The organism is Proteus sp. NMG38-2 (genome assembly GCF_020640995.1).
Classification (GTDB): Bacteria; Pseudomonadota; Gammaproteobacteria; order Enterobacterales; family Enterobacteriaceae; genus Proteus.
This window is the reverse complement of the sequence record NZ_CP085481.1, coordinates 1,824,353-1,841,618: the sequence shown is the minus strand read 5'-3', so window position 1 is coordinate 1,841,618 and position 17,266 is coordinate 1,824,353. Positions and strand designations below refer to the sequence as shown.

Genomic DNA, 17,266 nt, shown 5'->3' with positions numbered 1-17,266 from the left:
AACAAAGGGCCTTGAGCCCTTTGTTATATTCAGATATTCGATAATTTATTATTACAATTGATCGGATATTTTATAAAGCAGTGATTAGAACAACATAGTTGAAAATAAAACAATCATAACAAGCGCTGCTACTGCTGTGCTCAAACCAAATTTCAGATCCGTATCCATCTATATCTCCCTCAATATGATTATAATACACGTTATTAACCATAACCTTGTCATGGTTAATTATTATCACATATCAAAATTTGCTAAAATAGCGACCAGTGCACAATTTATAACATTGATTAATACTTTCACTTTTGAGCTAGATCATACAAAATTCATAGCTAATCGCTAAATTATTGCCAGTGTTTGCCCTATGTATGACTATACTGGCAGTTAAACCACAAAATTAGATAAAAGAGACCAATGAAGGTCAGGAGTTTTCCACACCATGGCAACAATAAAAGACGTGGCAAAACGCGCAGGCGTATCAACCACGACTGTTTCTCATGTGATCAACAAAACACGTTTTGTTGCTGAGAACACACGGGCAGCAGTTTGGGCCGCTATAAAAGAATTAAATTATTCGCCTAGTGCCGTTGCGCGTAGTTTGAAAGTCAATCACACCAAATCTATTGGCCTGTTAGCCACGTCCAGTGAAGCTCCTTACTTTGCTGAAGTGATTGAAGCAGTTGAAAACAGTTGTTATAGCAAAGGCTATACACTGATTTTATGTAATTCACATAATAATCTTGATAAACAAAAAGCCTATTTAGCGATGCTGGCACAAAAACGCGTTGATGGGTTATTAGTGATGTGTTCTGAATATCCCGATCATCTTCTGACTCTTTTGGAAGGCTATCGTAATATTCCCATGGTTGTCATGGATTGGGGTAAGGCCCGTGGCGACTTTACAGATACTATTATCGATAACGCTTTTCATGGTGGTTATATCGCTGGCCGTTATCTTATCGAACGAGGTCATCGTGATATCGGTATTATTCCTGGACCATTAGAGCGCAACACCGGTGGTGGTCGTCTACAAGGCTTTCTAAAAGCCATGGAAGAAGCCAAAATCACAGTAAAAGATGAGTGGATTGTACAAGGTGACTTTGAACCTGAGTCAGGTTATAAAGCGATGTATCAAATGCTAAATCAAAAACAACGCCCTACTGCAGTTTTTTGTGGCGGTGATGTGATGGCAATGGGTGCAATCTGTGCTGCAGATGAGCTAGGTTTACGTGTTCCTTTTGATATTTCAATCGTAGGTTATGACAATATTCGTAATGCACGTTATTTTACCCCTGCACTAACCACAGTCCACCAGCCCAAAGAACGTTTAGGTCAAATGGCCTTATCAATGTTGCTTGATCGCATCGTTAACAAACGTGAAGATGCCCAAACAATCGAAGTACACCCTCGATTGGTTGAGCGTCGTTCAGTTGCTGATGGTCCTTTTATCGACTATCGTCGCTAATTCCTATTCAGTTATCTGATGTCTAGCGAAGCCATTCCTCATTTAAGGTTTGGCTATTTCCAAGATAATCTAACAACCACGTTAAAGCAGGCGATTCACTTTTATCAACCCACGTCAGACAGCATGGACTGTCTGGCAATGGCTGTGCAAGTTTTAAAGTAACTAGCTTTCCTTGGGCTATCAATGGCTCAGCACGATGCCAAGGTACCATTCCTACACATAATCCTGCCAACAAACACTCAAGCCCCATATCCCATGTTGGTACAACCATTCTACGTTGGTTATTTAACGCCCAAGTGTCACGCTTTGGTAAACTACGTGATGTATCCTCTAAACATAAGCTAGGATAAGGTCGCATTTCATCATCGGTTAATGGATGTTCTGCTTTAGCTAATGGGTGATCAACATGACAAACACAGCGCCAAGGCATAAAACCCATATCCCTGAAACTATAACGTTCACCAATCGGTGACGCTCTTGTTGCACCAATGGCTAAATCAACACGACCATTAACTAAGGAGTCCCACACCCCATTAAACACTTCTGGGTAGACATACAACTCAATATCAGGAAAATGGCGATAAAAATCGAGAATAAGTTGTTGTGTTCTTTCGGGTTTAACAATGCCATCAACTGCTATACTAAATTGACCACGCCACCCATTGGAAACCTGTTGACATAGGTGTCGAGTGTCATTCATTTTTTTGATAACAGATCGCGCTTCTTTGATGAAAATTTTACCCGCATCGGTTAATTCTACATCACGGTGACGGCGCTCAAATAAAGGAACGGCGAGCCATTCCTCTAATTGCCGAACAGTATAACTAACGGCGGAGGGCACTCTGTGCAATTCTTGAGCAGCGGAGCTAAAACTTCCTGTTCTTGCGACTGCATCAACAACTTCTAAAGAGTATTCTGACCACATAGAGTTTATTCCTTTGAAAATTTTTCACAGCATTAACCAAATATTCCCGTTTCACAAGTAAAATAAGTCTTAGTTACAATACATAAAATGTTCTACATCACATAGCATAGAAAATAAAATGAATACTAAAACGTCCACACAATCAAAAACACCTATGAGCTTCATGGTGTACCTAGCAGGTTTGAGTATGCTGGGTTACTTAGCAATTGATATGTACTTGCCTGCATTCGGTATGATGCAGCGTGAACTTGCTATCAGCGAAAGCGCTATCAGTAATAGCTTAAGTATCTTTTTATTTGGTTTTGCTGTTGCTCAGTTACTTTGGGGACCACTTTCTGACAAAGTTGGTCGTAAACCTATTCTTCTTATTGGATTAAGCCTTTTCTCTTTAGGCTGCCTTGGTATGTTGTGGGTTGAAAGTGCAACGGGTTTACTTGCGATGCGCTTCTTACAAGCTTTTGGTGTCTGCTCTGCAGCTGTTATTTGGCAAGCATTAGTTATTGATCGCTTCGATGAATCTCGCGCTCAACACGTTTTTGCTTTAATTATGCCACTGGTTGCATTATCACCTGCACTCGCCCCTTTAATTGGTGCATCACTATTAAATCACGGCGGCTGGCGTATGATTTTTATGCTATTAATGGCAGTAACACTTGTTTTAATGTTACCAACATTAATGCTGAAAAATATTAAACAAAAATCAATCTCCGATGCAAACCAATCTACTGCGTCATTTATGACATTACTGAAATCCCCTCTCTATACAGGTAACGTATTAGTTTACGCTTCTTGTAGTGCAGGTTTCTTTGCTTGGTTAGCAGGTTCACCTATTATTCTTGAGAAGATGGGTTACTCACCACAGGATATCGGTTTAAGCTATATTCCACAAACTATTGCCTTTATGGTCGGTGGCTATGGTTGTCGTATTTTACTGTCAAAAATGACGGGTAAAGCATTATTACCACTGCTGTTAATTGGCTATGCTGTTAGTATGACTGCATTATACCTTGTTGCTAAATTTACTGAGCCAACATTAACCACGATCTTAATTCCGTTCTGTATTATGGCTGCAATGAATGGTGCTTCTTATCCAATCGCTGTATCTAATGCTTTATCGGCTTATCCTGAAATCAGTGGTAAAGCAGCCGCATTACAAAATGCTCTACAACTGGGTCTTTGTAGTTTAGCAAGTTTTATCGTGTCTGCATTTATCAGCCAACAACCGCTTATTAACACCACAGCAATTATGGCGTTAACAGCGATCCCAATGGCGGTTGGCTACTTTATTCAGCGTAATAAATCCGTTAGCAAACACACAGTTCAAACAGCAGAATAACCACACCTCTCCTTTTAGGAATATTCTTAAAAAGGCCATTTTATAAAAAATGGCCTTTTTCTTTTCTAGAGAAAAATAATCTACGTCTCTATACTTATCTATACGCTGTAGTGGCGTTTTATTTATTTTTCTTTCGGATTTTGAGGCATTAAACAGATTATTAGCTGATTATGTCAGATTAGTTGTCTTATTAATTCTATTCGTTCAATCCATATTGAACACAATACCATTTTAATACTGTCAATCTGTACACGTCCTTTTTTAGCTTTATGTCTCAAAACCCGCTTAGTTTACGCCGGAGAGTATATGAGTACATCTTGTGTAGAAGAAGGCCGAAAGACCTCTAATGATCCTTATAAAAGGATCGCTATAGAACTATTAACTCATGCAGATATTCGAGTAAATGGCTCTGAACCTTATGATATTCAGGTTCACAATCAAAATTTTTATAAAAGAGTATTGCAACAAGGCTCATTAGGTCTCGGTGAAAGCTATATGGACGGTTGGTGGGATTGTGAGCGACTTGATATATTCTTTCATAAAGTATTGCGTGCAGGCCTTGAAAATAAGCTTCCGCAAAACCTACGTGATATTTTCAAAATTGCAACGGCCCGTCTTTTTAATCTACAAACACAAAAACGTGCATGGATGGTTGGTAAAGAGCATTACGATCTTGGTAATGATTTATTTACATCTATGCTTGATCCTAATATGCAATATTCCTGTGGCTATTGGAAAAATGCAGATAACTTAGCACAAGCTCAAGAACACAAATTAGATCTTATTTGCCGGAAGCTAGATTTAAAACCCGGAATGACTTTATTAGATATCGGTTGTGGTTGGGGTGGGCTTGCCGCTTACGCAGCAAAACATTTTGGTGTTTCTGTCACAGGTGTCACCATTTCTGTTGAACAGCAGAAATTGGCACAGGCACGATGCCAAGGACTTGATGTTAATATTATTTTAGAAGATTATCGCGATTTACATGAACAATTTGATCGCATCGTTTCTGTTGGGATGTTTGAGCATGTTGGCCCTAAAAATTATGCAACCTACTTTAAAGTAGTTCGCCGTAACTTAAAAGAAGACGGTCTGTTTTTACTGCATACCATTGGATCTAATCGCGATAAAGTGAATGTAGATAGCTGGATAAGTAAATATATATTTCCTAATGGTTGCTTGCCGTCAATTCAAAAAATTGCACATGCCATGGACGGTAAGTTTGTAATGGAAGATTGGCACAACTTTGGTGCTGATTATGATAAAACACTGATGGCATGGTATCAGCGCTTTTTAACCTGTTGGCCAGAGATTGAATCAAATTACACACCGCGCTTTAAACGCATGTTTAGCTATTATCTAAATGCCTGTGCTGGTGCATTTAGAGCCAGAGATATTCAATTATGGCAAATCATGTTAAGCCCTAAAGGGCAAATTGGTGGTTTACAAATTCCACGTTAATTTTTATTAAAAACAAAAAAGCCAGTTTAATCAATAGACTGGCTTTCTTTTTAATCTGGTTTAAAAAGCAATAAAGCTAATAAGTCATAATGTTATTATTACTCTTCGTTTTCACTTTGCTGTGCTGCTAATAAAGCTTGTTGCTGTGCTTGCTGTGCCATAACACGTTCAACTGTATCCACAATCGCTTGAGTTTGAGGATCAAGTTCAATATTCACTTTATCGCCAAGGCGTTTACGACCGAGTGTCGTTCTATCTCGTGTTTCTGGAATAAGATGAACACAGAATCGGTTATTAACCACATCACCAATAGTCAGACTAATACCATCAATACCGATAAAGCCTTTATGCAAAATATATTTCATCAACGATTTATCGAAGATGCGAAACCAAATTTGTAAATTGTTTTCTGAAGTAATAATTTTGGCAACTTCGGCGGTTGTGACAATATGGCCAGACATCACATGCCCGCCTATTTCATCACCATATTTAGCTGCGCGTTCAATATTAACTTCAGAGCCCACGTTTAATTCACCAAGGTTAGTGAGGCGTAACGTCTCTTTCACTAAATCAAAGCTAATGTGCGTACCTTCGATTTTAGTAACCGTTAAACAGCAACCATTGTTCGCAACAGAGGCTCCTGTCTCTAAGTTACCGACTAACTCTTTCGGTAATTCAATGATATGGGTACGAAAATCGCCTTTATCTTCTATAGCAATAACTCGCCCTTTTCCCTGAACAATACCTGTAAACATCTTACATCTCCTTGGGTAGATAAACTGGTAAACTCAATTTAGGCTTATGCTAGTTAGAATAACATAGCTCTTATTAATACAAAGGAACAATTATCGTATTTATTCCTTGCTGAGAATTGCCGTTAAATATAACGTAAAAACACCTAATAAATTATCAAAATCCTGTGTTTAAAAAGCTAAGCATCTTTCGTTGCTAATTAAACTTTTATCATTAGAATATGCCTTCTTGAGGATCTCTTTACGCCATTTTAACAATACGGCGTTTGTTCTCTTCCTTTCCTTCCTTTTTCTTATAATAAATAAAGGTGTATGCGTGCAGAAGTACATAAAAGAAGCGCGTAGCTTACTTGCTTTAGGTATCCCCGTTATCATCGCGCAATTTTCCCAAACGGCAATGGGTGTGGTTGATACTGTTATGGCGGGTGCTGTAAATGCGACAGAAATGTCCGCAGTGGCAGTAGGCACGTCTATTTGGTTACCAACGATTTTACTGGGTCAAGGCATATTAATGGCATTGACGCCAATCGTTGCACAATTAAATGGCTCAGGACAACGAAAACATATTGCGGATCGTACACAGCAAGGTTTTTGGCTCGCGACGTTCTTATCAATCATGGTTATAGCTATACTTTATAACAGCCGATTTATTATTGAAGCACAGCATGATATTGAACCTGAATTGGCGGAAAAAGCTATTGGCTTTATCCACGCCATTATGTGGGGTGCTCCTGGCTGTCTTTATTATCAAGTTTTGCGAAGTCAATGTGAAGGGTTATCCAAAACGAAACCCGGTATGATCATTGGTTTTATTGGTTTATTAATTAACATCCCTGTTAACTACGCCTTTATTTACGGTAAATTTGGTGCGCCACAATTAGGGGGGATAGGTTGTGGTGTTGCAACTGCCTCTGTTTTCTGGGCAATGTTCTTGATGATGCGTTATTACGTGCGTAGAGCACCAACACAGCGAGATGTAATGCCAGTAAAACGGTTAGTGCCTCCGCAATTCCACACTATAAAACGTATTACTTTTTTAGGCCTACCTGTTGGCTTGGCATTATTCTTTGAAGTAACACTTTTCGCCGTTGTTGCATTATTAGTATCACCTTTGGGCGTTACTGCAGTGGCAAGCCATCAAATTGCACTGAATTTTAGCTCATTGATGTTTATGTTCCCTCTATCATTGGGTATAGCAGCAACTATCCGTGTGGGTTATAACTTGGGGCAACGTTCTACAGAACAGGCTCGTATTTCAGCGATTACAGCCCTTGCAGTTGGTTTAATACTGGCAAGCTGTACCGCCGTTTTCTCTATTATCTTTAGAGAAAAAATTGCCTTAATGTATAACGATAATATTGAAGTTGTGACATTAGCCTCTCATCTAATGTTATTCGCTGCCCTTTACCAGTTATCAGATTCAGTACAAGTTATTGGCTCAGGTGTATTACGTGGGTATAAAGATACGCGTTCTATCTTCTTTATTACTTTTATTGCCTACTGGGTCATTGGTCTGCCTTCAGGTTATATCTTAGGGCGTACTGATTATTTGGTTGAAGCGATGGGCCCTGCCGGTTTCTGGATTGGCTTTATTCTTGGTTTAACCGCATCAGCGATTATGATGGGTTCCCGTATTTGGTGGATCCAGCGTCAATCTGATGAAGTGGTGTTATTACGCTCAGAGCGTTAAACAAAAAGGTTAATTTGGCAAGAGAATGACACAAATATCAACAAATAGCTTTAAATACGAGCAGTTGAGTATAAATTTGTGTTTTTCCTCTTGCCAGAATCAGATCATCTCGTTAATATTCGTTCCCGTTGTTACCCAGAATAGATAATGCGTCCATAGCTCAGTTGGTTAGAGCACCACCTTGACATGGTGGGGGTCGGTGGTTCGAGTCCACTTGGACGCACCATTTATTTTTCAACAACATCTCAATACAGTGCGTCCATAGCTCAGTTGGTTAGAGCACCACCTTGACATGGTGGGGGTCGGTGGTTCGAGTCCACTTGGACGCACCATTTCTCTTTTTTTCTGATTTTTACTCATCTTACCTACCCTACAAAATAATTAATTTGGCTTGCAAAAATTTATTGCGCAACAAAACGTTTAAAAAACAAGCAATCAGCACCGTATTTTGATCACATCACTTAAATTTACCTTTTTTCGATTTTCTTCATAGAAATTAACCTCTATAATACGAAACATAATTTTGTTGAAAGGTTTCAGCGTATTGATTTACGGGCATCTTTAGAAAACAGAACAAATGAATCGTGATAGACTATAATGTAAGATGTCTACCAACCTTTGATACAAAATAGTGACAAGTTTTTTATGATGTTGCTGGATCATTAACATGTTGCGCAACTTATCCATTAGAGATGAGTTTACATATTCTGTTTCGCACAGTTGATTAAAAATAGCGACATTAATCCTTATTCATCCATTACAATACAACCATTAAATAGACTGCCATGAAAAAGACAAAAATTGTTTGCACCATCGGACCAAAAACCGAATCTGAAGAAAAACTGAATCAATTACTGGACGCGGGCATGAATGTTATGCGTCTAAACTTCTCTCACGGTGACTATGAAGAGCATGGCAACCGTATCAAGAACCTGCGTAACGTTTGCGCTAAAACAGGCAAAAAAGCCGCTATTTTATTAGATACTAAAGGTCCAGAAATTCGTACCATCAAATTAGAAGGTGGTAACGATGTCGCTTTAGTTGCTGGCCAAACTTTCACTTTTACTACAGACAAATCTGTTGTTGGTAATAAAGAGTGTGTAGCTGTAACTTATGAAGGTTTCGCAAAAGATTTAACCGTTGGTAATACTGTATTAGTTGATGATGGCCTTATCGGTATGAAAGTAACAAAAGTTACTGATACTGAAGTCGTTTGTGAAGTTTTAAACAACGGTGACTTAGGTGAAAACAAAGGCGTTAACTTACCTGGCGTTTCTATCGGTTTACCTGCATTAGCAGAAAAAGATAAACAAGATCTTATCTTTGGTTGTGAACAAGGTGTTGACTTTGTTGCAGCTTCATTCATTCGTAAACGTTCTGATGTTGAAGAAATGCGTGCACACTTAAAAGCACACGGTGGCGAAAACATCATGATCATCTCAAAAATTGAGAACCAAGAAGGTTTGAATAATTTCGATGAAATTTTAGAAGCCTCTGACGGTATCATGGTTGCACGTGGTGACTTAGGTGTTGAGATCCCAGTTGAAGAAGTTATCTTTGCACAAAAGATGATGATCGAAAAATGTAACGCAGCGCGCAAAGTGGTTATCACTGCAACGCAAATGTTAGATTCAATGATCAAAAATCCACGCCCTACTCGTGCTGAAGCGGGTGACGTTGCGAATGCTATCTTAGATGGTACTGACGCAGTTATGCTGTCAGGTGAAAGTGCGAAAGGTAAATACCCAGTAGAAGCGGTAACTATCATGGCCACGATTTGTGATCGTACTGACCGCATCATGAAATCACGTCTCGAAGTAAGCCAAAAAGGTGCAAAACTGCGTGTTACTGAAGCAGTGTGTCGCGGTGCGGTTGAAATGGCTGATAACTTAGATTCACCACTTATCGTTGTTGCTACTTTCGGCGGTAAATCAGCACGTTCTATCCGTAAATATTTCCCAACAGCACCAATCTTAGCATTAACAAACAATGAAGAAACTGCTCGTCAACTTCTGTTGGTTAAAGGTGTAACAACTCAATTAGTTAACGAAATTTCTTCTACTGATGACTTCTACCGTATCGGTAAAGAAGCCGCATTAGCGAGTGGTTTAGCTCATGCTGGCGATCGCGTTGTTATGGTAACAGGCGCATTAGTTGATAGCGGAACAACAAATACTTCATCTGTTCACGTTCTGTAATTCACATAGTACATTAATTATTCAAAACGCCACTTTTTAAGTGGCGTTTTTTATTATTCACCCATATTTTATTTATTTCTTCTCTTTTCTTTTCCACTTCTTCTATCCTTTTAGTAAGCCTTTTATTCATATACGCTAAATAAGGATATAAAATGTCTGATGACACAATAAATACTAATGTTTTTGCTTGTACTACCCTCGCGATTAAAGATAAAAAAAATCGTATTTACCATGGTAGAACAATGGAATTCTCAACAGACAAACCCGCTTCAATCTTTGCATATTATCCTAAAGCACATACTTTCCAACAGAATGCTCCTGACGGTACACCAGGACTAAAATATGCCGTTAAATACCCTTTTATTGCCATTACAGCGCCAATTAATTTAGAAGGGACAAAAGACGTACTTGAGGGCGTCAATGCTCAAGGCCTTTCTTTTAGCTTGAATATGCTTCCTGATTCAAAACTCGATGATATTACCCCGCAAGATTACGCAACATCAGTACCTATTGCGGCCATCGGTGAATGGGCTTTAGCACAATATGCAACCGTTGAAGAGTTAAGACAAGCCATTCCTAAGACGGCTTTTTGGTCACAAAAACTATTACTTTTACGCAATTTACCCAGCCCTTTTCATTATGCTTTTTACGATAAAACTGGAGCTTGTATTGTTGTTGAAGTTTCTGATGGTCGTTTGCATATTTATGATAATCCGACTTATTGCATGACCAATGGCCCATTATTTCCATGGCATCTTACTAACTTAAATAATTACACTCATCTTTCTAATGTTAATATTTCCACCAGCACATTGGGAAATGTTAAAGTCAAACAACCAGATAGCGGGATTGCTTTAGCTTCCTTACCAAGCTCTGATACTTCTGTCGATAGATTTATTCGTGCGGTTTACTATACAACGTATTATCACCAAGTGTCTGATCCTGATATACAACTCGTTGAATTAGCACATATCATGAACCGTTTCGATCGTCCTAAAAATTCCACAATCGATCCATTACTAGGCCATGACACGTTAAAAGCGCTTCATACTAGTGAATTTTCAGTGTGGACAACGCTCACAGATTTAGAACGAGGAATACTCTTTTTTAGAGGGTATAACAATCTTAACTTCCAAAAATTTACGCTTGAAGCATTTAAAAATGAGGCAGAACCTATTTTCATAAAAGTAAATTTAGAAGGTAATTTATAGATAAATGCATGAGCAATAATAAAAAAGAGCAGATAATATGTTTTTCTATCAGACTTTTATGAATAAAATTCTTTTGTGAAATAACACGCATTTTTTGTACTGAATATTTGCGTTTTAGGTGTTATTTTTTCTATTGTTCAGTTAATGAGTAAGTAGAATATGGTAAATAAACCCAGCATTTTCTTATATCTGTGCCATACTTATTAATGGCTTCATATAAATGCTACTTGTTCCTTTACACAAATTAATAATAGAGGTTGTAACTATGAAAGCGAAACTTGTACTAGGTGCGGTAATTCTGGCTTCAGGCTTATTAGCAGGTTGTTCTTCTAGTAATAATGCACAGTTAGATCAAATCTCTTCTGATGTAAGTAGCCTGAATTCTCAAGTTCAACAACTAAGTAGTGATGTACAATCTGCTCGTGCTGAAGCTAAATCAGCTTATGACGAAGCCGCTCGTGCTAATCAACGTTTAGATAACCAAGTCACTACTTATAAAAAGTAAGTTGACTCACCGATAAGCTCAAAAGCTTTAGGTAAGCATTAATCACAAAGCCCTAACGTCGTTAGGGCTTTAATTTATATCAGATTATATTCTTTTAGGTTTTCTTGAAGCTTGGAGAATTCCTCAATTTTATATTCTATTTTTTTCTTTCAATGCTTTTTTATGATTATTCAATTCATCTTTGTATTTTTCATGCATATTACTAAGAAAATCAATAAATTTACTATTTTCATTGTTTACAGTACTCTTTTCATTTCCTGTTTTATGTTCAATAATAAAATTATCTTTAATTAAACACTCTATTTGTGATTTCAAGTACAAATTCAACCCTGGATGAATTTTGTTTTTATGAATGCACTAGCTTGTTCATGTATTTCATACAATGCCACCAACATTAAGTTGATTTGCTTATTTGGATGACCATCAGTAAACGATAGCTTATTATTCTGTTGTTTTAAAAGCTCATTCTTGACTAAACTAAATAGTTCAGTGGTATTTCCAGACAGTGAATTCTGTTTAAATCGAGAACTGATAGTGGCCTCAAGCGACAGTTTTTTTTCATTTATGGTGTCATATTTATGATTAATCGGTACTGTAATACGATTAATCAATTTTGCACATATCCAGTTTATATTTTCTTTTTTTACGTTCTTCACTACCTAACAACAATGTTTTGGCACTATTTTTAATTGATATTAATAAATCGGATAGCTGGCTAAATTTGTTTTCAATACTAGAAGTAACACGTTCAAAAGTACTAACCATGTTATTTGAATCAATTTCATAACTGCAATTTACCTATATCAACAAAAGATATTTTTGATATTAAGGAAGTAATCGTTAATTTAATGTTAAATAATACACTTTTATGATTTTAAATTGTTTTTATATAAATTAGCTACCTATAAAAAAACAGATGCTTATAAGCATCTGTTTTTTTCTATAACTTTATGGGATATCTAATCAATAGTCACATCCATAGGTATACCCGAGCGACGAATAAGCTCTGCATCGACTTTATTTTTATCGACTTTGCCACTTTCATACCAAGCATTAAATTGCTTCGTAAATGTAAAAGGCATGGTTTGTGGGTCGTCATCTTCATTGCGGGACAGTGGCTGATGAACTTCAATAAATTGTCTACCGTCTGCTGTTTCAGTAAATTTAATCGGTTTATTGATAATCTGAACTCGGCTTCCTTTAGGCACTACATTAAATAATGTCTCAATATCATTTGGACGTAAACGAATACAGCCTGAGCTCACTCTTAAACCGATACCAAAATCAGCGTTAGTACCATGAATAAGGTACTCCCCCCTGCTATGAGCCAATCTTAACGCATAAGCCCCCATAGGGTTTTCAGGGCCAGCAGGAACAACCGCAGGTAATGTTATTCCTTTTGCTGCATAATTTTTGCGAATATTGGCCGTTGGTGTCCAAGTGGGATCTTTTATAAGTTGAGAAATAGAAGTCACCATTTCAGGTGTTTCACGCCCTAATTGGCCAATACCGATAGGATAAACATCAACTGTACCACCTTCTTTGGGATAATAATAAAGGCGCAATTCGGCAAGATTGATAACAATACCTTTTCGTACAGTATCAGGTAGAATCATCTGCAACGGAATAGTTAATGTTTTACCGGCATCGGGTAGAAGAGGATCAATACCTGGGTTTGCTTCCATCATATTGAGCAATCCCACTTGATATTCAGACGCTATCGCTTCTAGTGAACGCTTGTCATCCGGCACAATGTAAGATTGATTATTACCAATAATACGCTGGCCATCATCAGGTAATAGGTATTCTGTAGCATAAGATAAGTGACTACTCATCCCTAATAGCGATGCACCCAAGAGAGTTAACCATTTTTTCATCGTTTATCCCGTGTGTTAGAAATAAAATAAACTGACTATTATGATGATAACATTATCATTGTTATGCTATTCATATAATTAGTCAGTTTAGATCATTAATGAGGGATCAGGTAACATTTACGCCACAGTGTATTCTGAAAAACGCCTAATAAGCGTTGTCACCATTGCATGTAAACCTTGTGTTCTAGATGGTGTTAAGTGACTTTCCAGGGCTAATGATGAGAAATAATGTTTTACATCCGTCGCTAAAGCTTGCTCAACTGTTTTACCTTGAAATAAGATAATAACCAAGGCAACTAGTCCTTTAACAATGCCTGCATCACTATCACCAGCAAGGATAAGTTGCTTACTCTCATTAAGAGAAACAGCGATCCAAACTTGGCTTTGACAACCTTCAATAAAGTTAGCTGAAATGCGTTGTTCATCTGTTAAAGGAGGAAGACGCTCACCTAGCTCCATCATATAAAGATAACGTTGTTCCCAATCCTGACAACGAGAGAAATTGCGTAATAATTTTGCTTCATCTGGCAAATTAGCAACTGCCATGAATAACCTCTTTGTTTTAATCTTTAACCTAATAGCATTTCGATACGCAATAGCGCATTAACCAGTGCATCTATATCGTTTTTATTGGTATACAACCCAAGAGATGCGCGACACATTGCTGGAACTTGATAATAATCCATAATTGGCATAGCACAATGATGCCCGGTACGGATCGCAATACCATAATTATCAAGAAAAGCCCCCACGTCATAAGCGTGATGTTTACCTAAATTAAAAGCTATCACACCTTGGCGAGAATCATTGCCATACAGCGTTAACGATTTTACTTTTTGTAGCTGCTCTTGTGCATACTTCATTATACTATTTTCATTTTCCGCAATATTATTCATGCCTAAATTTGAAAGATAATCTAATGCGGCACCTAAACCAATCATCCCCATAATGTTAGGCGTACCGGCTTCAAAACGCCAAGGCGCATCCGCATAGGTAATATCACCATTGATGTGGACATGTTTTATCATTGCACCACCGCCTTCCCAAGGTGGCAATTCATCGAGTACTGCTTTTTTACCGTACAACAAACCAATCCCTGTCGGTCCATAAAGCTTATGAGCACTACAAACAAAAAAGTCACAATCAAGTTGTGAAACATTAATGGATTGATGCATTGCGCTCTGCGCACCATCAACCAAAATATGTAATTCACCACCTTGTTGAGAAGCATATTGCCGAGCATCATAAATAATTTGTGCAACAGGATTCACTGTACCTAATACATTTGATTGATGCGTAATACTAAGTAATTTTGTTCGTTCATCAATTAAACTAGGCAACTGACTTAAGTCCAGCGTACCATCTTGCAATAATGGTAAAATACGGACATGAAAACCATACTGTTTTGCCAGCATATACCACGGAACAATATTCGCATGGTGTTCCATTTCTGTGATGATGATATTATCACCATCGTTTAAGAACCGTTGGCTATAAACATTCGCAATTAGATTGATCCCTTCCGTTGTTCCTTTAACAAAAACGATCTCTTCTTCGCTATTGGCACCTAAAAAATCACAGGCTTTTTTACGGACATTTTCAACTAACGTTGTCGCATTCGCACTTAACGTATGAATGCCGCGATGAACCGCGGCATATTGTGTTAAGGCAAACTGCTTTTCATGTTCAATGACGCAAGCCGGTTTTTGAGCACTTGCGGCACTGTCGAGATAAATCAAGGGTTTTCCTTTCACTTGTTGTGAAAGGATTGGAAAGTCATCTCGCGCTTTTTCAATGGAATGCGTCATAATGCCTTATTTTATACCTCTAATAAGCGCTGATTAATTCTGTCTAATACAAGCGATTTAATCACACTATTTTCTATCGATTCAGTTAACTCAGCGGCAAATGCATGAATAATCATTTTACGAGCGTCACTTAAAGTAATACCCCGTGAACGTAAATAAAACAATTGTTCATCATCAATTCTACCTACCGTGGCACCATGACTACATTTCACATCGTCGGCATAAATTTCAAGCTGTGGTTTAGTATCAATTTGCGCTTTATCACCCAACAACAGATTGTTATTAGTCATTTGACCGTCTGTTTTTAATGCTTGTGGCGTAACAGTGATCATACCGTTAAATACGGCTTTTCCTGCATCCATTGCAATACTTTTATGTAGTTGGCGACTTTGGCAATTTTTCTCACCATGAACTAACCAAGTACGAGTATCCGCAATTTCACCTGCTTTAGGTAATACAACGCTATTCATCGAAAGCTCTGTATTTTCACCTTTTAGCGCAGAACTCGTGTGATGACGGCTGAGTTTAGCACCCAATAAGAAAGCATAACTATTAACACGCGCATCACGACCTATAGTCATATCATTATGTGCAAAGTGCTGACTTTCTGCATTTTCAAAACTTAATTTTATATGGCTAAAAGAGGCATTATCACCAATCGTTGCCGTTAATCTTGCGCCTGTAAAATGACGATTTTCATTGTTACTGCTGATATAGTGCTCAATGACCTGCATTTGTGTATTAGCACCCACATCAAGATGAAAACGATAATTCGCGTTATTCACCTCTGCACCATGCTCACCTTGTGTAATATTAAGGATATAAAGTGGTTTATCCGCAATAACACCGTTTTTCAGTGTAATAAGCAAAGGATGTGGCGCTAAACTTTCAACTAAATGCAGAAAAATTTCACCATTGACGGCTTCTGGTAACTCGCTCTGGTTATCAAGTAAGGTTACTTGATAAGGGCCAAATTCTTCACTACTTTCTGTTGGCGAAAACGTACCATTCACCATCACAATACGATAGCAATCAAGCGCTAAAGCATGTTTAGCAATTAAATTTTGCACATCAAAAGGTGGCAGCTGTTGATAACTTTGGCTTAACGTCTCATCTAATGGCGTATAGTGCCAATCTTCATGACGATAAACAGGAAAACCTACTTTCTCAACTTGCAACCAATGATTGTGAGCGTTGAGGTTATCGTCACCTTTACGTTGATGATATAACTCAGAAAACGTTTTTAGTGCTTGTTGATTACGTAGTTCAACTTGGCGCTGTTTTTCACGCTTTTCATTGAGGGTCAATAAGCCAGCCATAACCTTGTTCCTCCAATTTTTGCGCCAATGAAAAATCACCTGATTTAATGATTTTTCCCTGATAAAGCACGTGCACAAAATCAGGTTTAATATAATCAAGAATACGTTGGTAGTGTGTTACAACAATAAATGCACGTTTACCATCACGTAGGCTATTAACACCATTAGACACGATTTTTAATGCATCAATATCAAGTCCTGAGTCGGTCTCATCTAAAATGCATAGTTCAGGCTCTAGTGCTGCCATTTGCAAAATATCGTTACGTTTTTTCTCACCACCTGAAAATCCCACGTTAACAGAACGTGTTAACAAATCTTGAGGCATATCCAGTAATTTGATTTTATCTTCAATAAAATCTTCAAAATCAAAGCGATCTAACGGCTCTTGCCCACGATATTCTCTTACTGCATTCACTGAAGATTGTAAGAAAAACTGATTACTAACACCGGGTATTTCAACAGGATATTGAAATGCCATAAAAATACCTTCGCCTGCGCGATCTTCAGGTTCTAATTCTAATAAATCTTTATTTTTGAAAGTAATAGAACCTTCATCTACTTCATATTCTTCACGACCAGCAAGTGTTGCAGATAAGGTACTTTTACCTGAACCATTTGGCCCCATAATCGCATGAACTTCACCTGCACGAACTTGCAAATCTAGTCCTTTCAGGATTTCATTGCCTTCAACACTGACATGTAAATTTTTAATATCTAACATA

16 protein-coding genes and 2 tRNA genes are annotated in these 17,266 nt (G+C 37.8%); 9 read left to right on the top strand and 9 right to left on the bottom strand.

Annotated elements, in window-relative coordinates; all coding sequences use genetic code 11:
* Positions 1-84 precede the first annotated feature (84 nt).
* The gene (locus LG402_RS22345; RefSeq protein ID WP_103004765.1) at positions 85-168 is read right to left on the bottom strand and encodes a YnhF family membrane protein; all 84 of its coding nucleotides are present in this window, start codon (positions 166-168) and stop codon (positions 85-87) included.
* A gap of 268 nt (positions 169-436) precedes the next feature.
* On the opposite strand from LG402_RS22345, the gene purR reads away from it, so the two are divergent.
* Positions 437-1,462, top strand: a complete 1,026-nt coding sequence (purR, locus tag LG402_RS08720; RefSeq protein WP_036937255.1) for an HTH-type transcriptional repressor PurR — start codon at positions 437-439, stop codon at positions 1,460-1,462.
* A 22-nt stretch (positions 1,463-1,484) separates the two neighbouring features.
* Here the strand turns inward: purR and punR are convergent, their stop codons facing one another.
* Positions 1,485-2,387, bottom strand: coding sequence for a DNA-binding transcriptional activator PunR (gene punR, locus LG402_RS08715; protein WP_166541354.1), 903 nt, complete (start codon positions 2,385-2,387; stop codon positions 1,485-1,487).
* 118 nt (positions 2,388-2,505) lie between these two features.
* Here punR and punC point away from each other — a divergent pair, with 118 nt between their 5' ends.
* Both punC and cfa read left to right on the top strand, forming a co-directional pair.
* Positions 2,506-3,723, top strand: coding sequence for a purine nucleoside transporter PunC (punC, locus tag LG402_RS08710; RefSeq protein WP_227336804.1), 1,218 nt, complete (start codon positions 2,506-2,508; stop codon positions 3,721-3,723).
* Between the two features lie 306 nt (positions 3,724-4,029).
* Entirely contained in the window at positions 4,030-5,184 is a 1,155-nt protein-coding gene (gene cfa, locus LG402_RS08705) for a cyclopropane fatty acyl phospholipid synthase (RefSeq protein WP_109408698.1), read from the top strand.
* A 98-nt stretch (positions 5,185-5,282) separates the two neighbouring features.
* Here the strand turns inward: cfa and LG402_RS08700 are convergent, their stop codons facing one another.
* Positions 5,283-5,939 carry a riboflavin synthase subunit alpha gene (locus LG402_RS08700; RefSeq protein ID WP_109408697.1) on the bottom strand — a complete coding sequence of 219 codons (657 nt, stop codon included), beginning with the start codon at positions 5,937-5,939 and terminating at the stop codon, positions 5,283-5,285.
* A 313-nt stretch (positions 5,940-6,252) separates the two neighbouring features.
* Here LG402_RS08700 and LG402_RS08695 point away from each other — a divergent pair, with 313 nt between their 5' ends.
* The 6 genes from LG402_RS08695 to LG402_RS08670 all read left to right on the top strand — a co-directional run bounded on the left by LG402_RS08695 (position 6,253) and on the right by LG402_RS08670 (position 11,540).
* Entirely contained in the window at positions 6,253-7,626 is a 1,374-nt protein-coding gene (locus tag LG402_RS08695; protein WP_227336803.1) for an MATE family efflux transporter, read from the top strand.
* Positions 7,627-7,775: 149 nt separating this feature from the next.
* Positions 7,776-7,852, top strand: a tRNA-Val gene (locus LG402_RS08690).
* A 29-nt stretch (positions 7,853-7,881) separates the two neighbouring features.
* Positions 7,882-7,958: transfer RNA gene (locus LG402_RS08685), tRNA-Val, on the top strand.
* A gap of 453 nt (positions 7,959-8,411) precedes the next feature.
* On the top strand, positions 8,412-9,824 hold the full coding sequence (gene pykF / locus LG402_RS08680) for a pyruvate kinase PykF (RefSeq protein WP_227336802.1): 1,413 nt from the start codon (positions 8,412-8,414) through the stop codon (positions 9,822-9,824).
* A 152-nt stretch (positions 9,825-9,976) separates the two neighbouring features.
* Positions 9,977-11,035 carry a linear amide C-N hydrolase gene (locus LG402_RS08675; protein WP_227336801.1) on the top strand — a complete coding sequence of 353 codons (1,059 nt, stop codon included), beginning with the start codon at positions 9,977-9,979 and terminating at the stop codon, positions 11,033-11,035.
* A 265-nt stretch (positions 11,036-11,300) separates the two neighbouring features.
* Entirely contained in the window at positions 11,301-11,540 is a 240-nt protein-coding gene (locus tag LG402_RS08670) for a major outer membrane lipoprotein (RefSeq protein WP_036937280.1), read from the top strand.
* 129 nt (positions 11,541-11,669) lie between these two features.
* Here LG402_RS08670 and LG402_RS08665 read toward each other — a convergent pair whose 3' ends face one another.
* From LG402_RS08665 to sufC, 6 genes are all read right to left on the bottom strand, one after another.
* Positions 11,670-11,855 (bottom strand): hypothetical protein, encoded by a 186-nt coding sequence (locus LG402_RS08665; RefSeq protein ID WP_227336800.1) that lies wholly within the window; start codon positions 11,853-11,855, stop codon positions 11,670-11,672.
* A 644-nt stretch (positions 11,856-12,499) separates the two neighbouring features.
* Positions 12,500-13,417 (bottom strand): L,D-transpeptidase family protein, encoded by a 918-nt coding sequence (locus tag LG402_RS08660; protein WP_282186890.1) that lies wholly within the window; start codon positions 13,415-13,417, stop codon positions 12,500-12,502.
* Positions 13,418-13,534: 117 nt separating this feature from the next.
* The gene (sufE, locus tag LG402_RS08655) at positions 13,535-13,963 is read right to left on the bottom strand and encodes a cysteine desulfuration protein SufE (RefSeq protein ID WP_109408691.1); all 429 of its coding nucleotides are present in this window, start codon (positions 13,961-13,963) and stop codon (positions 13,535-13,537) included.
* A 23-nt stretch (positions 13,964-13,986) separates the two neighbouring features.
* Complete coding sequence (sufS, locus tag LG402_RS08650) at positions 13,987-15,225, bottom strand: cysteine desulfurase SufS (protein ID WP_227336799.1); 1,239 nt, start codon at positions 15,223-15,225, stop codon at positions 13,987-13,989.
* Between the two features lie 11 nt (positions 15,226-15,236).
* Entirely contained in the window at positions 15,237-16,544 is a 1,308-nt protein-coding gene (gene sufD / locus LG402_RS08645) for a Fe-S cluster assembly protein SufD (protein WP_227336798.1), read from the bottom strand.
* Positions 16,519-17,265, bottom strand: coding sequence for a Fe-S cluster assembly ATPase SufC (gene sufC, locus LG402_RS08640; RefSeq protein ID WP_072070316.1), 747 nt, complete (start codon positions 17,263-17,265; stop codon positions 16,519-16,521). Before sufC ends, sufD begins: the two co-directional genes overlap by 26 nt.
* Position 17,266 lies beyond the last annotated feature (1 nt).

What these genes read in the sequence shown, in the direction of transcription:
- LG402_RS22345 (WP_103004765.1), bottom strand. Translation starts at nt 168, where the DNA reads ATGGATACGGATCTGAAATTTGGTTTGAGCACAGCAGTAGCAGCGCTT.
- purR (WP_036937255.1), top strand. Translation starts at nt 437, where the DNA reads ATGGCAACAATAAAAGACGTGGCAAAACGCGCAGGCGTATCAACCACG.
- punR (WP_166541354.1), bottom strand. Translation starts at nt 2,387, where the DNA reads ATGTGGTCAGAATACTCTTTAGAAGTTGTTGATGCAGTCGCAAGAACA.
- punC (WP_227336804.1), top strand. Translation starts at nt 2,506, where the DNA reads ATGAATACTAAAACGTCCACACAATCAAAAACACCTATGAGCTTCATG.
- cfa (WP_109408698.1), top strand. Translation starts at nt 4,030, where the DNA reads ATGAGTACATCTTGTGTAGAAGAAGGCCGAAAGACCTCTAATGATCCT.
- LG402_RS08700 (WP_109408697.1), bottom strand. Translation starts at nt 5,939, where the DNA reads ATGTTTACAGGTATTGTTCAGGGAAAAGGGCGAGTTATTGCTATAGAA.
- pykF (WP_227336802.1), top strand. Translation starts at nt 8,412, where the DNA reads ATGAAAAAGACAAAAATTGTTTGCACCATCGGACCAAAAACCGAATCT.
- LG402_RS08675 (WP_227336801.1), top strand. Translation starts at nt 9,977, where the DNA reads ATGTCTGATGACACAATAAATACTAATGTTTTTGCTTGTACTACCCTC.
- LG402_RS08670 (WP_036937280.1), top strand. Translation starts at nt 11,301, where the DNA reads ATGAAAGCGAAACTTGTACTAGGTGCGGTAATTCTGGCTTCAGGCTTA.
- LG402_RS08660 (WP_282186890.1), bottom strand. Translation starts at nt 13,417, where the DNA reads ATGAAAAAATGGTTAACTCTCTTGGGTGCATCGCTATTAGGGATGAGT.
- sufE (WP_109408691.1), bottom strand. Translation starts at nt 13,963, where the DNA reads ATGGCAGTTGCTAATTTGCCAGATGAAGCAAAATTATTACGCAATTTC.
- sufS (WP_227336799.1), bottom strand. Translation starts at nt 15,225, where the DNA reads ATGACGCATTCCATTGAAAAAGCGCGAGATGACTTTCCAATCCTTTCA.
- sufD (WP_227336798.1), bottom strand. Translation starts at nt 16,544, where the DNA reads ATGGCTGGCTTATTGACCCTCAATGAAAAGCGTGAAAAACAGCGCCAA.
- sufC (WP_072070316.1), bottom strand. Translation starts at nt 17,265, where the DNA reads ATGTTAGATATTAAAAATTTACATGTCAGTGTTGAAGGCAATGAAATC.